We start from the raw sequence: 18,172 nt of genomic DNA, 5'->3' as shown, positions 1-18,172 counted from the left end.
ATGAGTTGGTCAGAGATCTGTGGGCATAAATTACAAAAGCAGTTTTTTCAACGAGTTTTTCAAAACCAATCCCAAAGTCATTCTTATCTTTTTTCTGGACCAGAAGGAATTGGAAAAACCACTTTCGCTTTTGAAATTGCCCGGTTGTTTAATTGTGAGCACCCATCTAATGATGGTTCCTGTGGCTCTTGCCAAAATTGCCGTCTGATCAACGCTGGAACCCATCCTGATGTCATATTGCTTTCTCCTCGGGAAAATAAAATTTTAGTGGAAGATGTACGAGATTTTATTTTTCGTTTAGGACTACAAAGAGTCTATGGGAAATTCCGGATTGGAATTGTTGAATCAACTGAACTATTTAGTAAAGAAGAAATACAAAATTGTCTTTTAAAAACAGTTGAAGAACCTCCAGAGAATAGCATAATAATTCTCCTTACTTCCCAGGTTCAGATTTTATTGCCAACTCTCCTTTCTCGATGTCAAAGGATCCATTTTCAATTATTAAATCAAGAAAGTATAAAAAAGTTCATCAAGAAAAAATATAATCTTACCGACCAAAAAGCTGGAGATATTGCCGAGCAATCACTGGGTCGTCTTCGGAATGCATTTGACTTAGCAGAAGGGAACCAACCTCTCATTGAGAAATCGTTTTTTTTGTGGGACTGGATTACGGGTGAAAATGAAATTTTTTCACTTGGTTCCTGGTTTATTGAAAATAAAGATAAAATAATTGAAATCTTTTCACAACTGGAATGGTACTTACGAGATATCATGATTTTTCAATTCATAGGAAGGGATGGCGAGCGAATCCTCAGCCATTCTGGTTTTAAAAAGCGGATTGTTGACGATTCAAATCGGCTGTCGCCAAGAATTATTTCTCGTTTTATCCTTGAAATTGAACAGTTAGAGAAGGATCTGAAGAGCAATCTCAATTATGATACCACTTTGTTGCATTTTGTTTTAATGGTAAGGGAGGAATTGAATAGTGCCCCGTGTTGTCGGAATCAAGTTTGAACATAATTTAAAAATGTATTTTTTTGAAACAAGAAATTTTGATTTACATTATGGCCAGAAGTGTGTAGTTGAGACGGTTTTAGGCTTGGAAATGGGTGAAGTAGTAAAAAGACCCTTTATTTGTGAAAATATTAAAAATAGTCTAAAGCCGGTTATTCGACCTGCTCGGGAAATTGATATTTTGCAGCTGAAAAGTAACCGGGAAAAGGAAAAAATTGCCTTTGAAATAGCGAATCAAAAAATCCAAGAACACCAGCTTTCCATGAAATTGCTAAGAGCTCATTATACCCTGGATAGGGGAAGATTAACTTTTTATTTTGGATCTGAGGAAAGAATTGATTTCCGAAATTTAGTTAAAGATTTAGCGGCTATTTTCCGAACCCGGATTGAACTTCGCCAGATGGGGGTTCGAGATGAAGCAGGGATGATTGGAGGGTGCGGAATGTGCGGTCGTGAGTTGTGTTGTAGCACTTTTCTTATCAATTTTGAACCAATATCGATTAAAATGGCTAAAGAGCAAAACTTGGCCCTCAATTCGGCAAAAATTTCTGGAGTCTGTGGCCGATTAATGTGTTGCTTGTCTTTTGAGTATTCTCAATATAAAAAATTGATTTACCAACTTCCCAAAAAGGGGAGTAAAATTTTAACACCTCAGGGATTAGCTAAAATTCTTGAAATAGATATTTTTAAGGATATGATTCGCCTGGAACTCGAAGACGGGAAAGAGATATGTATTAATGAAGAAGAATACAACCGTTTCTTCCTTTAGTTCTTTTTCTGATAGGAAATTGGAAGGATAAAGGGTGGTGGAAAACCGTGGGAGAAGCGCAGGTTCAAAAAGCAACCTGGTATCAAGGCTTAACAGCGGAACAAGAAAAAATCTGGTTTGAAGAACAAATACGACAGTGTGAAAAAGACATTATCCGATTTGCCTGTCATATTACTGGTAATATGGAAAAAGCCAAAGATTTAATACAAGAAGCTTTTCTAAGAGCCTATAAGTATCGCTATAGTTATAACGACAAATATCCTTTTCGAAATTGGCTTTATGCCATTCTTTTAAATATTCACCGTCATAACTGTAAAAAAGAAAAGCTTTTTAAGACCATTATTCCTTGGAAAAATTCCGATGATGAAGAGCAGGATGCTTGGGATTTTATTGAAAGCGAGGAAGAAGGTCCCGAAGCGAAAACTTTAAAAAAACAGCTGGTTGTTGATATTGAAAAAGCCATTCAAAAGCTTCCCCTGAAAATGAGAGAAGTAATCGTTTTGTGTGACATGATTGGGTATTCCTATGAAGAAGCTAGTGAAGTTGTTCATTGTCCATTGGGGACAATTCGGTCGAGACTCCATCGAGCCCGTCGTCAAGTTCAAAAGGAACTGGAAATTAAGTATGGAGAAGATTTGCTCACTTCTTGGAGTTGAGAATTATGGAATGTGAACGGATTAGAAAATTACTTTCAGCTTATCTTGATGGTGAGCTGTCTGAAGAAGAACGTAAAGAAGTGCGAAAGCACCTTTTTGTCTGTTCTCGATGTGAATTGGAATTCATGAAAATTCGAAATATGAAGGGATTGATTATCCAATTTGGGCAATCTTTTGAACCAAAAGTTGACTATGGCATTCATTATGAAGCTTTCCAATCTCAAATAAACGGACGACGATTGAAAGAGATTCTCCTTTTTTCAGTTTTGGCCTGTATTATTATCCTTCTTTTTGTTTTTTTTCTCCCTATTTATAAAAACATTATACCAGGATCGAATACTGATGCATCGATTGGGGAGATACATCGCAATCTTACCGGCGATAGCTATGACGTGCCCAAAAACTCAGGGAGAGTCGTGGTTAATTTTCTAAAACAAGTTACAAATGACTGGGAATGAAAAAAACATCTCTATTTATTGGGTTTATTATTCTTCTTCTGGTTTCTTTTTTTACTATCAATTCCTCTCAAGCTCGCATTTTGAGTCCTGAAGAAGGTCGACTTTTTTTAAAACGTATTATCCAGAATAGTACTGCCCATAGTTATTGGGGAATTTGGAAACTTACTGATTATACAGGTGAAAGTGAAAGCATTTTCTATGAGGTGGTGTATATTCCCCGCTTTGGTTTTGGCTGGATAAATCTTGATAATCCCCATCATTATATTATTGGTGATGGGACTTATCGTTTTATTTACGATGAAGAGAAGCAAGTGATTACTGCTGTATATCCCGGCTTTGATCTTCCTTTCCTTCCTCTGGGAGAAGATAATATTGATATATTAGTTTCAAATTATTTGATTGATGTTGAAGAAGATGTCGTGATGATCATTTCTCGTGAAAATAATCAGGTGGTGAAGTCTTTTCTTTTGGACGAAAGCCAAGCGCTCATCAGCCAAACTTATTATTCTAAAAACGGACAGGTGGTAAAACGGGGGGAATATGTTTATCGCATCGACTACCCCGATGATGAACGAATTTGGAAAATTTTCCAAATAATGGATCAAGTCATTCAGAAGAAAAATAATTTCCCTGAGGTTCTTTTTAATCGGAAACGAATGTTGATTCCTCGTTTGTTACCTCCCGGTTATTCTTTGCGTCGATCTTATCTTGTTGAAGGTGATCAGGGAAAAATGTACCAAATGGTATTTAGCGATGGGATAAATTTTTTCTCTTTGTTTCAAACTCTCTTATCTCCCCATTCAAAATATACCAGCCGACTTCGAAAAATCGTTATTAAAAAAGATGGAGAGCTGACTACTCTTATCGGAGAAAAAATGGGGAGACAAATTTTTTTGGTTGGAAACTTGAGTCATGAAATTTTGAGTGAGATATTTGAATCAATTGCTGATGAAGGAGGTTGATGATATGAATAGAAAAATAAAGTTTGAGTTTTTATTATGCTTTAGCGTTTTAATTCTCTTTTTATTAACCGGTTGGGTTCAGGCTGTCAATTCAATCATACCTGAAGAAACCAATCTGGTAGCTGATATTGTTGAAAAAGTCGGACCGTCAGTGGTGTATGTTGATACACTTTCTTATAAGACCTATCGGAATCCCCTTTCACCTTTTTTTAATGACCCCTTTTTTCGAGATTTTTTTTATATTTTCCCTCAACCAGAAGAAAGGAGAATCCCTCAAAAAGGATTAGGCTCGGGGTTTATCTTCCGATCTGATGGGTATATTCTCACCAATGAGCATGTTATTCAAGGTGCTGAACAAATTAAGGTTACTCTCAAGGACGGCCGGGAGTTTGATGGAAAGGTAATAGGTTCCGATCCATTAACCGATATTGCGATCATAAAAGTGGATGCAACCGATCTTCCTGCCCTTCCTTTGGGTGATTCAGATCGAGCCCGAGTGGGAGAATGGATGATTGCCATCGGAAATCCTTATGGTTTGTCGCATACGGTAACGGTTGGCGTTTTGAGTGCAAAAGGGAGACCAATATATTCCGGAGACTCAGGAAGAGAATATGAGAATTTTTTACAAACCGATGCTGCCATTAACCCTGGTAATAGCGGAGGACCACTATTGAATATTAAAGGCGAAGTTATTGGGATTAATACTGCTATCCTTCCTTATGCCCAAGGAGTTGGATTCGCCATCCCCATCAATATGGCAAAAAGTTTATTAGATCCATTAATTGAAACTGGCAAAGTTGTTCGTTCCTGGGTAGGGATTTATCTACAGGATATCACTCCGGATATGATTCAACAATTTGGGCTCAATGAACCAAAAGGCGCTTTAATTGCCGATGTTGTTCCAAATAGTCCAGCTTCGAGAGCCGGTATTCAACGCGGGGATATAATATTAAAAGTTGATGATGAAGAAATTGTCAATGCTGCGGTATTTCATGCCGCAATTCAAGATAAAAAACCTGGAATACAATTGACATTGTCGGTTTGGAGAGACAACCAAGCCAAAGAAATTACCGTAATCTTAGAAGAGTTGGTTACCGAAGGAGGAGTTGAATCAGCCCTATCTCCAGACCTTCAATTTGGTTTTGAAGTTGGAGAAATCACCTCAGAATTAACCAGAAAATATAATTTAAGAACGAAGTCTGGAGTAGTGATCATTCGAATCGACTCGCAAGAAATAATCGAAACCGGTTATTTACGAGAGGGAGATGTCATTCTTCAGCTCAATCGTCAGACCATCAGAGACCTTCAGGGCTGGAATGCCGCTTTGACAATGGTTGAGCCCGGCGATACTATAATTCTATTGGTAAATCGAAGAGGGCGTACTTTTTTTGTACCAGTGGAAGTGAAAAGTTCTAGCTTATTAGTCCCATGAAAAAATTTTCGGAGTGGGGCAATTTTTTTATTTGCCCCACTCCTATTGGAAACTTGGGAGACATTACCTACCGTACAGTATCGGTACTCAATCAGGTGGATCTGATTGCTTGTGAGGATACCAGGGTATCGAGAAAGCTTTTGCAACGCTATTCAATTCAAAAACCTTTATTTTCCTATCATGCCCATAATTACCAAGCTGCAATTCAAAAGATCCTTACCCACCTTAAAAGCGGGGAAAGCGTCGCTTTAATTACTGATGCTGGAATGCCAGGAATTCAAGATCCAGGAATGGAAATTGTAAATCAACTGGTTCAAAATCAAATTGACTTTGAAGTGTTGCCAGGTGCATCAGCAGTCTTACCGGCTGTGGTTTACTCAGGATTTTCTTTAAACGGTTATCTTTTTTTAGGTTTTCTTCCCAAATCAGGAGGAGAAAGGAAAAAACAACTGGAGCAATCACTTTTTTCTCCCCAAGCCGTTGTTTTATATGAGTCACCCAAGAGAATCCTGACCACCCTTCAAGAAATTCAAAGCCTGGTTGGAGAAGAAAGAAAGGCAGTTCTCTGTCGTGAATTAACAAAAATTCATCAAGAGATAATAAGAGGTACTTTAAAAGAGATAATTGAAATATTAAATCAGAGGAAAACCATTAAAGGTGAAATGGTATTGGTGCTGGAGGGTATAGTTGTTGACGAAAAAAGAATTTTACCTTTGATCCAGAATTGTATCAAACAACTTTTATTTACTGGTCATTCTGAAAAAGATACTGTAGAATTGACCAGTGTTATTTTCGGACTTAAAAAAAATAGATTAAAATTCGAGGTCAAACATCAAATAGATCTTTTGGGTGAGGGGGAAAGAAAAAGAATTTAGTTAGATTAAACCTCAAAATATTGATTAAAAATACATATCTTGAAGTGAACTTTAATACCTCTTTTTAAACATTACAGAATTGATTTTATTCTTAAAAATTGGTTTAATGAATTCGGTACAGGAGGTGTTTCGTATTAAAGCGCACCGCGAATCTGCCGAAATTATTTTATTTTTGGTCGCCCTTTCTTCCCTTTTATTTTTAATTGGAATTATTGTCGTACTCTTTGTTGAAGGACTGCCTACCTTTCGTGAAGTTTCGCTCTCACAGTTTCTTTTTGGAAGACGATGGTACCCAACATCAGAACCCCCTCGTTTAGGAATTCTCCCTCTAATCCTTGGATCCCTTTGGGTGACTATTGGTGCGTTAATTTTTGCAATTCCTTTAGGCCTTTTTTCAGCAATATTTCTTGCCGAGCTTTGTCCAAAAAAGCTGAGAGAAATCTTAAAACCGGTTATTGAAATGTTAGCCGGTATTCCTTCGGTGGTTTATGGTTTTTTTGGTATGGTCATTCTCAGCCCACTTTTAAAAGACCTTTTCTCTCTTCCCACCGGTCTGACTGCTTTTACTGCCTCGATCATATTGGGAATAATGGCCATTCCTTCAATAGTGAGTACAGCTGAAGATGCAATTAGTTCAGTTCCCAAGAGTTACCGTGAAGCTTCTTTTTCGATTGGAGCGACTCATTGGGAAACCATAAGAAAAGTTGTTATACCTGCTTCTTATTCAGGCTTAGGGGCAGCGGTGATTCTTGGTGCAGGGAGAATCATTGGTGAAACCATGACAGTGTTGATGATTGCCGGTGGAGCAGCGATAATTCCCACCAGCTTTTTTCAGCCGGTTCGAACCATGACGGCAACCATAGCAGCTGAAATGGGAGAGGCACCGGTAGGTAGTCTTCACTATCATTCGTTATTTGCTATTGCGATTGTTTTATTTCTCATCACTTTTCTTTTAAATATTTTAGTCGATCGATTAGCTCAAAAATACCATACCCGGGTGAGATAAATTGGATATTCGCTTAAAAACGAAGTATTTATCACAAAAAATCTGGTTTTTTATCTTTTTTCTCTCCATAGCCACTATTTGTTTTGCCCTGGGTTTTATCATTTATTTTTTAGTTGTTCGAGGGTATAAAGTAATCAATTGGGAATTTCTCACCGCTTTACCTTCCCGAGGGATGACCGAAGGAGGAATTCTTCCAGCAATCGTTGGGACGCTTTATCTCATAATCGGCAGTATTGTTGTTTCTCTTCCTCTTGGAGTTTTTTCAGCGGTGTATTTAGAAGAATATGCCAAACCATCGCCAACGGTTACGCTGCTCCGATTAGCAATTCATTGTTTAGCTGGTGTTCCTTCGGTGGTTTTTGGCTTATTTGGTTTGGGAATATTTGTTAAATTATTTGGATTTGGAGTCTCTCTTCTCTCTGGATCGCTTACCTTGGGGATTATGGCTCTACCGATAGTCATTACTTCGGTAGAAGAAGCGTTAAAAACTGTACCACTTTCCTTTCGAGAAGCTTCTCTGGCACTTGGTGCAACCAAATGGGTGACAATTCGACGGGTTGTACTTCCAGCTGCGCTTCCTGGTATATTAACCGGATTAATTCTGTCGGTTGGTAGGGTCGCTGGTGAAACCGCCCCCATTTTATTCACAGCCGCAGCTTTTTATGCCCGAGGGCTTCCTCGCTCTATTTTTGACCGGGTTTTAGCGCTTCCCTATCATATATACGGTTTAATGACCGAAGGTACTCGCCCCGAAAAACAAGTACCAATTGCCTATGGTACTGCTTTGGTCCTTCTAATTATGGTTCTCTTAGTTAACTTTTTAGCCATATATCTCAGGCGGCGATCAAGATCAGCTCGAAAGTGGTGAAAGTATGGATAAGGATGAAAGCAAATTAAAAGTATTAAATTTTAATGCCAATTTTGGAGAGAAGCAAATATTATACGATATTAGCCTTGAAATACCAGATAATCGGGTTACAGCAATAATTGGTCCATCGGGGTGTGGTAAGTCAACTTTATTACGCAGTGTTAATCGCATGAACGACTTTATTGAAAATTTTTTAATTCGTGGTGAAATCATTTTTGAGAATCAGAATATATATGGAGAAGAGGTTGATCCAGTTGAGCTCCGACAGAGAATAGGAATGGTTTTTCAAAGACCAAATCCTTTTCCAAAAAGTATTTTTGAAAATATTGCTTATGGACTTCGAGTTCAAGGTTGGAAGGATCGCCAGGCAATTGCTGAACAGGTTGAAAAAAGTTTACTGGCAGCTGCGCTATGGGATGAAGTGAAAGATCGTTTAAATTCATTGGCATTTGATCTTTCAGGAGGTCAACAGCAACGGCTTTGTATTGCTCGAGCTATTGCGGTTGAGCCAGAAATACTTCTCATGGACGAACCAGCTTCAGCCTTGGATCCAATCGCTACAGCTCGAATTGAAGAGCTCATCAAAGATCTCAAGGAGAAATATACCATTGTGATCGTTACTCATAATATGCAGGAAGCTGCTCGTACCTCGGATTATACCGCTTTTCTCTTATTGGGACGATTGATTGAATATGGGTTGACTGATCAAATTTTTACCAACCCCCAAAAGAAAGAAACCGAAGAATATCTCACCGGTCGATTCGGTTGATAATGAGGTGAATCATATGAAGTTCCGATTCTTTTCCTGGTTGTTGGGAATGTGCCTGGTTTTTTCCCTGGGATTTTTTTCTGTATACGCCCAAGAGGCGCCTACTATCGCTATTCTTCCACTTTCGATGAGGGATGAAGTCGATGGATATTTAGGTTATTATCTTCGAGACCTCATCAAAGATGCTCTTGATGATATGGAACAGGTTGAAGTCATTGATAACATCATGATTGATGAGATCTTACGTGAATCAAAAATTCCTCGAGATGTAGTTCTCGTTCAGTCGATGGCTCAAGTTTTGGGAAAAAGAATCGGAGGAGATTATTTACTGAGTGGGTCCTATCGGATTCGTCAACTGGGGGATAAAGAGCGTTTAGTTGTGAGTGTGCGCCTTTTTGATTTGAACCAAGAAGTCATGATTGATTTAAAAAGTAATGTTTTTGATATCAACAATCCCGATGAGTTTCGACAGCTGATTGTTCCCGAGGTTCTAAAATCACTTAATATTGATTTTGCTTTATCCGTTGAACCGTTTCGTTATGAAACCCAATTGATCTTTCCTCTCTATCGTGCTGTTGAGAAAATGGATGAAGCGCTTCGGACCTATGGAAGCGCTCAATTTCCCGATAAACCACTCTGGAAAGAGGCTTTTGCCGAAGCTCAAGAAACCATTGATGCTGTCCCAGAATATTTAGAGAGCTACTATTATCTCGCCTATATGTACCAAAAAACTGGATGGTTGGCAAAAGAAGTCGAAACTTGGATGGAGTATGTCAAGCTCCTTGAAGGTTCGGGAAAGGGAAAAAACTCTATACAAAGAGCGTCTCGGGCCTATTTAAGATTAGCGAATTCTTACCTATCTCAAAAGAAATATGATATGGCTGAGCAGAGCATTAATCAGGCTTTACAGATAAACCCGGATATCGCAGAAGCCTATTTTCTTTTAGGCAAAATTGCTTATGACCAAGGAAAGTCAGCCCAAGCACAGGAATATTGGAATAAAGCCTATTTCTTGGATCCATCTCTCAAGGAAGCCCAATATTTTGCTGGTGAAGCTGGGAAAGCGGCAGTCTATGGGAAGGATGCTTATGAATCCTACCGAACCGGTTATACTTATTATGCCAATGGCGATCTCAAAACAGCTGAAGGATACTTTCGCAACGCCACCCAATTAAATCCGGACATGAAAGAAGCCCAATATTGGTTGGGGAGAACCCTTTACGATCTGGGTAAATTGGCCGACGCCGAAGTGACCTGGAGGAAGGTTATTGAAATAGATCCCTTTGACAGTCAGGCAAAACGCTTCTTAGAAAGAACTATTCAAGAAAAACAATATGGGAGAAATGCTCTGAGCCAATTCCGTCAGGGTTTTGATCTCTATCAAGAAGCAAAATATGCTGAAGCAATTCCCTATTTTGAAAGAGCCGTTCAGGAAAGCCCTCGTTTTCCCGATGCTCATGAATATTTAGCCCGTTCCTATTATTTGTTAGGACAAAAGGATAAATACTTAAAAGAAAGAGAAAAAAGTCTGAATCTCATCGAACAACCGGCTGATAAGGCCTGGCAATATTATTTAGTCGGGTATGAACTTTTTTCTTGGAATGAAAAAGAAAAGGCCATTGGTTACTTACAAAAAGCGGTAGCCGTGGATGATCGTTTGTCGGAAGCTCATCTTCTATTGGGTGAAATATACGGAAGCATGAATCAATGGAAACAAGCTGCTTATCATTATACCCAAGCCAGTTCTGTCCCCGAAAATAATACCGAAGAAGACCAATCCTCGGTATTGTGGGGAGCGAGTGTTTCATACGTTCAGTTGGGAGAATGGGACAAAGCACTTGAATTCCTCAATGAGCTGGTAAAGAAATATCCTTATGCCGATTTTATTGAAGAAGCAGAGTCATTACGGATTGAAGCGATGGTAAAAATGGGCCAATATCGCGACGCCCGGGTCAGTGTGCAACAATTTCAGTTACGTTTTCCATCGGGACGCTTTCGAGAAAGAGTGCAATTTTATTATGCATTTAGCTTTTATCAAGAAAAGCAGTGGAAAGAAGCTGTTCAAGCCTTAGAATCATTCCATAAAAGTTATCCTCAAAGTCAATATCGGAAAGAAACCTTAGAAGCGTTGGGTTATTCCTATCGAAACTTGGGACAAGAAGAAAAAGCTCGGAGTTATTTTTCTCAAGTCGAAGGTCAGGAAAATGCCTTTTTGGTAGCTGATACTTTCTATCGAGAAAAAAAATGGCAGCAAGCTCTGTCATCATTTTTAGAATACCTGCAAACTACTCCCCAAGGTCAATATGTCCAGGAAGCCAGATTAAAACTGGCCTCATGCTATTTAGAGACCAACCAGGTTGAATTGGCTGAAAAATTGGTTAACGAGATAGCTGGTTCGTTAGACGCTAAGTTTCAACTGGATTTCCTACGCCTCACTATAAAGCTGGCTTATAAAAAAGGGAATTGGCAGAAAGTGGTTGAGGGTGTTGGTCAATTAGAAAAGCAGTCCGGGACGCTCGACCTGGAATATTTATACCTTTTAGCTTGGTCCCAGGTAAAATTAGGAAAAGAATCAGAAGCGAGAGAGTTGTTGGAAAAAGCGGATTTGAATCCCGATGAGATCCTTTCTGATCCGGAAATTGAAAAAATAAGCGATATTATGGATACTCTTCAATCGGGTGATTATCCTTCGGCGATATTACAACTAAAAGAACTCATCACCGAAGGAGTAAATTCTGAGAATAGCGCTATAGTTCATTTTTTATATGGAAAAGCTTTATATTTTAATGGAAATTATGATGAGGCTATCCAATACTTAAAAGAAGCAGTTGCTGCCGGAAACAAAGACTATCTGGAAGAGGCTTACTTTTATTTAGGTGATATTGCCTATAAGGAAGAGAATTGGTCAGAAGCAGCTCAATGGTACCAAAGGTTGACCACCCAGGATAATCTTGACCTTCTCTGGCGACTGGCGACTTCGTTAGAAAAATTGGGGAAAAAAGATCAAGCTCTTGATATTTATAAAAAATTAAAAGGCGACAATGCCTATTCTGAACGAGCTGGCATTATTGTTTTGGAAACTTTATACGATCAGAAAAAATATCAGGACTTTTTAAAGGAAGCCACAGAATATTTAGAGAACCATCCCGATTCGGTTCAAAACGAAGAAATATTATATATGACCGCTTGGTCGGCTTATTATTTAGGAAATGCTCCTGAAGCATTGGAACGGATATCTCTTTATCAGGATAAATACCCTCAAGGGCAATATTTCGATGAATTGGAGTCATTAGCAGTCGATCTTATGATTGTACAAAAGAATTATCAAGATGTCCTTCCCAAATTATTTACTTTAGAAAATAAACTCAAAGGAGAAAAATTGGAGTATACTTGGTATCGTATTGGAAGTGTCTATTTAAAATTAGAAGGATATGATCGAGCGGCTTTCTATTTTGAAAAATTATTAGGAAATGTGAATGGGAAATACTATACTCGGGGTGGATATTTAATGGGTGTTTGTCTTGAATACTTAGAACAACCGGAGACCGCCTTGAAGTTTTATCATCAGATTGTTGAAAGCGGCTTAAAAGACGAATGGGTTGAAAATTCACAGAAACGAATCAGTCTATTGACTGAGGATTAAACAGAGGATACACTTATGCTGATTCTTTCTCCACAATGCAGGAGGTTTCATTGATGCAGATATTTACTGTAATTGGCAAGGGCGGATTAATCATGTATCCGATCGTGGCCTCATCGATTATTTTCTTAGCAGTTTTTATCGAGAGGTGGTATGTTTTACGGCATTCAAAAGAAAGAATAAAGAGATATTTAAGGGCGTTGAGAAAAGCTATTAATCAAAGAGACTTGCGGAACATTGTTGACATTAGCCAGAAAAATCCTGGTCCAGCATCGCGGATTATCATGGCAGGTATAAAAAAATATCTGAATGGTGTTCCTCGGGAAGCAAAAGAAGCAATGGAAGCTGTAGCCATGCAGGAGTTTCCTTATTTTGAAAAGCGCTTGGGAGTGCTATCGACTATTGCGAGTATTGCCCCATTATTGGGATTGCTTGGAACGGTTACTGGAATGATCCGAACTTTTAATGTTATTGCCTCGATTGGAGTGGGAAAACCAACCGAAATGGCAGGAGGAATCTCTGAAGCATTGATAACAACTGCTGCTGGATTATCAATCGCTATTCCTACGGTTATTGGTCACTACTATCTTTCCCAGATTGCCGAAAGCATTATGAACGATATTGAAAAAGCCAGTTCAGAGGTTTTAGATATTATTGAAGAGCTTAGAATTAATAATGGAAATGAAGGAGTAATCTTCGAGGAAACCAAGAGCCCAGAAGGAGTTGAGGAGAATGTTCCGATTTCGACAAAAGAAACCGAGGCGCCAGCCTGAAATTAACCTCACTCCGATGATCGATGTGGTGCTCCAATTAATAATATTTTTTATTGTAACCACCACGTTCATCAGCATTGAAAGTGGGGCCAAGGTGAATCTTCCCTCGGCAGATTTTTCCAAAATTGAGGAAGTCAAGACTATCACTGTAACCATAACCGAAAACAACATGCTCTATGTCAATGGTGCTCTCGTTGATGCCAATGAGCTTCCCTCGGCGGTTGTGGTGGCATTGCGTAATGAACCAGAGGCGACAGTCATTGTAGAGGCAGATAAGCAGGTTTTGCACGGAAAAGTTGTTTCGGTCATGGATATTCTTAAAAAGGCCGGAGCTGAGAAAATAGCCATCGCCACTCAACCGACCAAAGAAGAATAATTATGAATAATTTTTTAATTAATGAAAAAAAGGTTTGGACTTTTTCCCTAACCTTATCAGTTATTATTAATCTGGTTATTTTGGCTGCAATATCTATCTATTGGTTATCGATAAAATACGAACCTCCTCTTCAAGATGAACCTATGGTGATTCAGGTTTTAGAAATACCATCCACACGTAAGCCAGTAACAGTTGCTCCAGTTGAAGAAGCCAATATTGCCGAACTGAATCCTTTAAAGGATATTCAAAATCAAGATGTTAATAATGAGCCTCAGATACAAAGCGAGATAGCGACTGAAGTTCAGCAAAAAAAAGAACAGGTTACCATCCCAAAACCACCAATTGACCTTCCCGACTCGGAAATGATTTCTGAATCGGGATCACCTTCGGGAGCAAAATTAGTGAATCCAGGAGAAAATATCGATGTTCCAGAAGATTTAAAATGGCAGGGAGTTGAAGCCGAAAACACCCTGAAAGCCCAGTTTGAAAGATCTGGCCAATCAACCCGTTTAGCCCGTTTGGCTGAGGAAGGAGCAGAAAGGATAGAAAGTACGGTTGGTGAAACATTGGCTACCGGTGAGCTGGCTATACCAACTGGTCAGGTTGAAAAAAAATCTCCCTTTTCTAAACGGCCGATTTCAGTCATAATTGAAAATGCCCCCGCGGCACGACCTCAAGCCGGGCTCAGTAAGGCAGATATCGTCTATGAAATTATGGCTGAAGGTGGAATCACTCGGTTCTTGGCAATATATAACGAAGGTGTAGCGGATAATGTTGGTCCGGTTAGAAGCGCTCGTCCCTATTTTGTGATGAAAGCTGCTGAACATAATGCCATATTTGCACATGCCGGCGGCAGTGTTGAAGCGTATGTCTATATGAAGGAAATGAACATTGATACTATCGATGAATTTAAATTCTTTCAAGCTTTTTGGAGAAGTAAAGATCGAAAAGCCCCTCACAATCTCTACACCTCGATTGCTAACCTCAGAAATCAAGCCCAGCGGTTAGGTTATAATAAACCGGTGAAAGGAGGAGGGGGATTCCAAATACGAACACCCCAAGAAGCCTTAGGAACTGAAGATGCTTCTCAGGTGGAAATCTTGTATGCTGGTGATTATCGAGTAAAATATACCTGGGATCCTGCCCAAAGAATCTATCGAAGATATATCAATGGAAACCCCCATGTCGATTCTTTGAACGGTCAACAAATCAAAACTCCCAATCTAATCATTCAAATTACCGAGCAGAAAGTGAAAGATGAAGAAGGTCGAATAGAAATAACTTTTGTTGGGAAAGGTACTGGATGGATTTTATTAGATGGGAAAGCAGCTGCAATACGCTGGGAAAAGAATTCTATAGGAGAAAAAACCAACTTTTATTATGCTGATGGAAGGGACTTGAAAATTAACCCCGGGGCGCTATGGATAGAAGTGGTCAGTACCCAGAATAAGGTGGCGATGTAATGCACAGTGTTATATTTAGAATTGGTCAATTTCCTGTTTATGCCTATGGCTTTTTTTTAGGCGTGGCTTTTTTGGTGGGTATTTATTATGCCTCAAGGCGAGCTCCTGGTTATGGAGTTGCTCCCGATGCAGTGGTTGAAGTCAGTGTGCTCTGTATTTTTGGGGCCATCATTGGGTCTCGCTTAGTTTTTGTTCTCCTCAACTGGGATATTTACCGTGATAACCTCATTCATATCTTTTTAATCCGTGAAGGTGGTCTGACTTTCTATGGTGGTATTTTTGGAGCAATTTTTTTAGCAATTCCTTATATTATTTATAAAAAATATTCTTTACCGGCTTTATTTGATATTTGCACTCCGGCTATAGCTCTGGGCTATTCCATTGCTCGAATTGGTTGTTTTCTCAACGGTTGTTGTTACGGTCGAGTTTGTTCCTATACTCATTTTCCTCTTGGGGTTCATTTCCCTGCTTTAGAGGGGTGGAGATATCCAACTCAAATCTATGCGGTGGGGTATTCTCTTCTGATCCTCTTTTTTTTACTGAAACTGGAGAAAAAAAAGGTTTTTCGTGGAGAGCTCTTTTTTGATTATCTGTGGATGTACGGGATCGCTCGTTTTTTCATTGAGTATTTTCGTGAAGAGCCCTTTTCGGTTTGGGGAATCATGACTGCAGCTCAATTTGCTTGTATATTAATAATTATAATTGCTCTTATTCTACGAGAGATATTGAGAAGACATGCTATCCAACGATCTCAGGAACATTCTTGAAGCGTATCTCCAGTTTTTGTATTGGGAAAAAAGACTTTCTGATAACACGATTCAATCCTATGAGCAGGATTTGGAGCAATTCGTTGTTTTTTTGGAAAAAAAGGGTATGGTATCTTTTTCCCGACTCGATCAGGATATAGTTGAAAAATTCCTACGATATGAAGCCAAGCGCGAAATAGCTCCTGCTTCACTTAGCAGGAAAATTTCAGCCCTCCGTACCTTTTTCCAATATTTGATCCGTGAGAAAATGAGTCCTGAAAATTGTGCCAAGCTTATCGATTCTCCTCGTTTTCAGAGAAAAATACCCGATGTTTTAGATGAAGTTGAAATCGAATCCTTATTGAACGCTCCGGATTTGACTAAACCGATTGGAATTCGAGACCGAGCTATTTTAGAATTATTATACGCCAGTGGATTGAGGGTAAGCGAATTAACCTCTCTGGAATTTTCACACCTTGATTTGGAAAATTCTATGTTACGGCTTTGGGGCAAAGGCTTTAAGGAGAGGATGGTACCTTTTGGCGAGGAAGCCAGCGAAGCGTTGAAGCGATATTTTCAGCAGGCAAGAGAACAAATATTAAAGGAAAAACGAAGTCGGTCGATTTTTGTCGGAGCCTCCGGTCAACCTTTAACCCGGCAAAACATTTGGGTAATGATTAAGAAATACTCCCGAAAAGCTGGAATTGAGAAGACTGTAACACCGCACACTCTTCGACATACCTTTGCCACCCATTTGTTGGAAAACGGAGCTGATTTGAGAGTTGTGCAGGAGTTTTTGGGACATTCCGATATCGTGACTACTCAAATCTATACTCATATTAGTAAAAAAATCCTTCGTGAAGCATATGCCCGTTCATTTCCCAGAAAATAATAATCAAGTTTTTTTAAAACCCAAGGATTACCAATAATATTTGCTTTTTACCAAGTGTGACAATTATAATTTTGAAGGGGTGTTTTTATGGAGAATTTACGTTCAAAAATTGAAGAAAGTGCTCATTTCATTCAAGAAAGAATTGATTTTTCTCCTGAAATAGGCATTATCTTGGGAACTGGTTTAGGAGCTCTTGCCGATGATATCGAGATTGATCGAGTTATTTCCTATGATGAAATTCCCTGGTTTCCAGTTTCCACAGTTGAAAGCCATCACGGAAATTTAATTATCGGTGAATTATCAGGAAAAAAGATCGTTGCTATGCAGGGAAGATTTCACTATTATGAAGGATACTCGATGAAACAGGTTACCTTCCCGGTTCGGGTTATGAAAGCACTGGGGATTAAGGTATTAATTGTCAGTAATGCCGCCGGTGGAATGAATCGGAATATGCAGCGCAGTGACTTGATGATTATTTGTGATCACATCAACCTTTTAGGTGACAATCCACTTCGTGGTGAAAATGACCCGGAGTTGGGACCACGATTTTTGGATATGTCAAATGCCTATGACCCTGATCTTATTCAATTGGCTCAACAAATCGCCCTTGAAAAGGGGATATATGTTATGAAAGGTGTCTACGCTGCTCTTGCTGGACCAAACTTTGAAACTCCTGCTGAATATCGTTTTTTGATCTCAATTGGTGCTGATGCGGTTGGAATGTCAACGGTGCCCGAAGTTCTCGTAGCTCGTCATTCCGGCATGAAAGTTTTTGGAGTATCTTGTATAACCGATCTAGCAATCGATGGGTTTATAGAACCGGTATCTCATGAAGTCGTCATCCAGGCGGCTAATGAAGCTCAACCAAAACTTAAACTTCTCATTCGGGAATTAGTGGGCAAAATAAACTTCGCATGAATTCACAACTATGGATTGCTCTTTTGAGTTTTTCTCCAATTTCAGAAATTAGAGGATCTTTACTGTATTGGGCATCTAATCCGGTTATTCCTTTCTGGCAAGCTCTTCTTATTTCTATTTTATTCAATCTTCTTCCATTTTTCGTAGTGATGTTTTTTCTTAATGCTATCCTTTCGATATTTTTACGATTTCAATGGTTTCAATCACTCTGGGACAGACTGGTGGTCAGCACTCGGAAGAAATTTCAGAAATATGAGAAATGGGAGCAGATCGGCTTGGCTTTTTTTATCGGAGTTCCACTTCCTATTACCGGGGTATGGACGGGCTCTTTGATATGCTTTTTAATGGGATGGCCATTAAAAAGATCCTTTCCCTTTGTTTTATTAGGTTTAGGAATTGCCTCGACTATCGTGAGCGTGATTGTGCTTTCAGGACGAAGAGTATTGACTCTTTTTTAATATATAGGGTTATGGTTTTAGCAACGCTAGTTAGGACTATGGTCTATCCTGAAAATACCAATATTGGTGAAAAAAGAATAAACAAAAAAAGAAAAAG

General features: G+C 39.1%; 18 protein-coding genes. All 18 read left to right on the top strand.

Annotated elements, in window-relative coordinates; genetic code table 11:
- The 18 genes from PLK24_RS00090 (at window position 1) to PLK24_RS00005 (ending at window position 18,075) form a co-directional block, all read left to right on the top strand.
- Complete coding sequence (locus tag PLK24_RS00090; RefSeq protein ID WP_324475626.1) at window positions 1-1,014, top strand: DNA polymerase III subunit; 1,014 nt, start codon at window positions 1-3, stop codon at window positions 1,012-1,014.
- Window positions 986-1,783 carry a PSP1 domain-containing protein gene (locus PLK24_RS00085; protein ID WP_324475625.1) on the top strand — a complete coding sequence of 266 codons (798 nt, stop codon included), beginning with the start codon at window positions 986-988 and terminating at the stop codon, window positions 1,781-1,783. The genes PLK24_RS00090 and PLK24_RS00085 overlap by 29 nt, the downstream gene beginning before the upstream one ends.
- 47 nt (window positions 1,784-1,830) lie before the next feature.
- Window positions 1,831-2,439, top strand: coding sequence for an RNA polymerase sigma factor (locus PLK24_RS00080; RefSeq protein WP_324475623.1), 609 nt, complete (start codon window positions 1,831-1,833; stop codon window positions 2,437-2,439).
- 5 nt (window positions 2,440-2,444) lie between these two features.
- Window positions 2,445-2,897, top strand: coding sequence for a zf-HC2 domain-containing protein (locus tag PLK24_RS00075; protein ID WP_324475622.1), 453 nt, complete (start codon window positions 2,445-2,447; stop codon window positions 2,895-2,897).
- A complete protein-coding gene (locus PLK24_RS00070; protein ID WP_324475621.1) occupies window positions 2,894-3,859 on the top strand; it encodes a hypothetical protein in 966 nt (321 codons plus the stop codon). The genes PLK24_RS00075 and PLK24_RS00070 overlap by 4 nt, the downstream gene beginning before the upstream one ends.
- 4 nt (window positions 3,860-3,863) lie before the next feature.
- Window positions 3,864-5,291 carry a Do family serine endopeptidase gene (locus tag PLK24_RS00065; RefSeq protein ID WP_324475620.1) on the top strand — a complete coding sequence of 476 codons (1,428 nt, stop codon included), beginning with the start codon at window positions 3,864-3,866 and terminating at the stop codon, window positions 5,289-5,291.
- A complete protein-coding gene (gene rsmI / locus PLK24_RS00060) occupies window positions 5,288-6,166 on the top strand; it encodes a 16S rRNA (cytidine(1402)-2'-O)-methyltransferase (RefSeq protein WP_324475619.1) in 879 nt (292 codons plus the stop codon). Before PLK24_RS00065 ends, rsmI begins: the two co-directional genes overlap by 4 nt.
- 106 nt (window positions 6,167-6,272) lie before the next feature.
- Window positions 6,273-7,172 (top strand): phosphate ABC transporter permease subunit PstC, encoded by a 900-nt coding sequence (pstC, locus tag PLK24_RS00055; RefSeq protein ID WP_324475618.1) that lies wholly within the window; start codon window positions 6,273-6,275, stop codon window positions 7,170-7,172.
- Window position 7,173: 1 nt separating this feature from the next.
- The gene (pstA, locus tag PLK24_RS00050) at window positions 7,174-8,040 is read left to right on the top strand and encodes a phosphate ABC transporter permease PstA (protein ID WP_324475617.1); all 867 of its coding nucleotides are present in this window, start codon (window positions 7,174-7,176) and stop codon (window positions 8,038-8,040) included.
- Window positions 8,041-8,044: 4 nt separating this feature from the next.
- Window positions 8,045-8,809: a phosphate ABC transporter ATP-binding protein PstB gene (gene pstB / locus PLK24_RS00045; RefSeq protein ID WP_324475616.1), complete on the top strand. Its 765-nt coding sequence runs from the start codon at window positions 8,045-8,047 to the stop codon at window positions 8,807-8,809.
- A gap of 16 nt (window positions 8,810-8,825) precedes the next feature.
- Window positions 8,826-12,452 carry a tetratricopeptide repeat protein gene (locus PLK24_RS00040; RefSeq protein ID WP_324475615.1) on the top strand — a complete coding sequence of 1,209 codons (3,627 nt, stop codon included), beginning with the start codon at window positions 8,826-8,828 and terminating at the stop codon, window positions 12,450-12,452.
- Between the two features lie 53 nt (window positions 12,453-12,505).
- Window positions 12,506-13,222 (top strand): MotA/TolQ/ExbB proton channel family protein, encoded by a 717-nt coding sequence (locus PLK24_RS00035; protein WP_324475614.1) that lies wholly within the window; start codon window positions 12,506-12,508, stop codon window positions 13,220-13,222.
- Window positions 13,182-13,598, top strand: a complete 417-nt coding sequence (locus tag PLK24_RS00030) for an ExbD/TolR family protein (protein ID WP_324475612.1) — start codon at window positions 13,182-13,184, stop codon at window positions 13,596-13,598. The genes PLK24_RS00035 and PLK24_RS00030 overlap by 41 nt, the downstream gene beginning before the upstream one ends.
- Window positions 13,599-13,600: 2 nt before the next feature.
- The gene (locus PLK24_RS00025; RefSeq protein ID WP_324475611.1) at window positions 13,601-15,061 is read left to right on the top strand and encodes a DUF3048 domain-containing protein; all 1,461 of its coding nucleotides are present in this window, start codon (window positions 13,601-13,603) and stop codon (window positions 15,059-15,061) included.
- Window positions 15,061-15,828, top strand: a complete 768-nt coding sequence (lgt, locus tag PLK24_RS00020; protein ID WP_324475610.1) for a prolipoprotein diacylglyceryl transferase — start codon at window positions 15,061-15,063, stop codon at window positions 15,826-15,828. Before PLK24_RS00025 ends, lgt begins: the two co-directional genes overlap by 1 nt.
- The gene (xerD, locus tag PLK24_RS00015) at window positions 15,797-16,699 is read left to right on the top strand and encodes a site-specific tyrosine recombinase XerD (protein ID WP_324475609.1); all 903 of its coding nucleotides are present in this window, start codon (window positions 15,797-15,799) and stop codon (window positions 16,697-16,699) included. Before lgt ends, xerD begins: the two co-directional genes overlap by 32 nt.
- Before the next feature lie 87 nt (window positions 16,700-16,786).
- Window positions 16,787-17,617, top strand: a complete 831-nt coding sequence (locus PLK24_RS00010) for a purine-nucleoside phosphorylase (protein WP_324475608.1) — start codon at window positions 16,787-16,789, stop codon at window positions 17,615-17,617.
- Entirely contained in the window at window positions 17,614-18,075 is a 462-nt protein-coding gene (locus tag PLK24_RS00005; protein ID WP_324475606.1) for a COG2426 family protein, read from the top strand. The genes PLK24_RS00010 and PLK24_RS00005 overlap by 4 nt, the downstream gene beginning before the upstream one ends.
- The last annotated feature ends 97 nt before the right edge of the window (window positions 18,076-18,172 follow it).

Origin of the sequence: Atribacter sp. (assembly GCF_035418125.1) — a bacterium.
In the GTDB taxonomy this organism is placed as follows: domain Bacteria; phylum Atribacterota; class Atribacteria; order Atribacterales; family Atribacteraceae; genus Atribacter; species Atribacter allofermentans.
The sequence above is the reverse complement of the archived record's forward strand: the minus strand, read 5'-3'. Positions and strand labels throughout refer to the sequence as shown.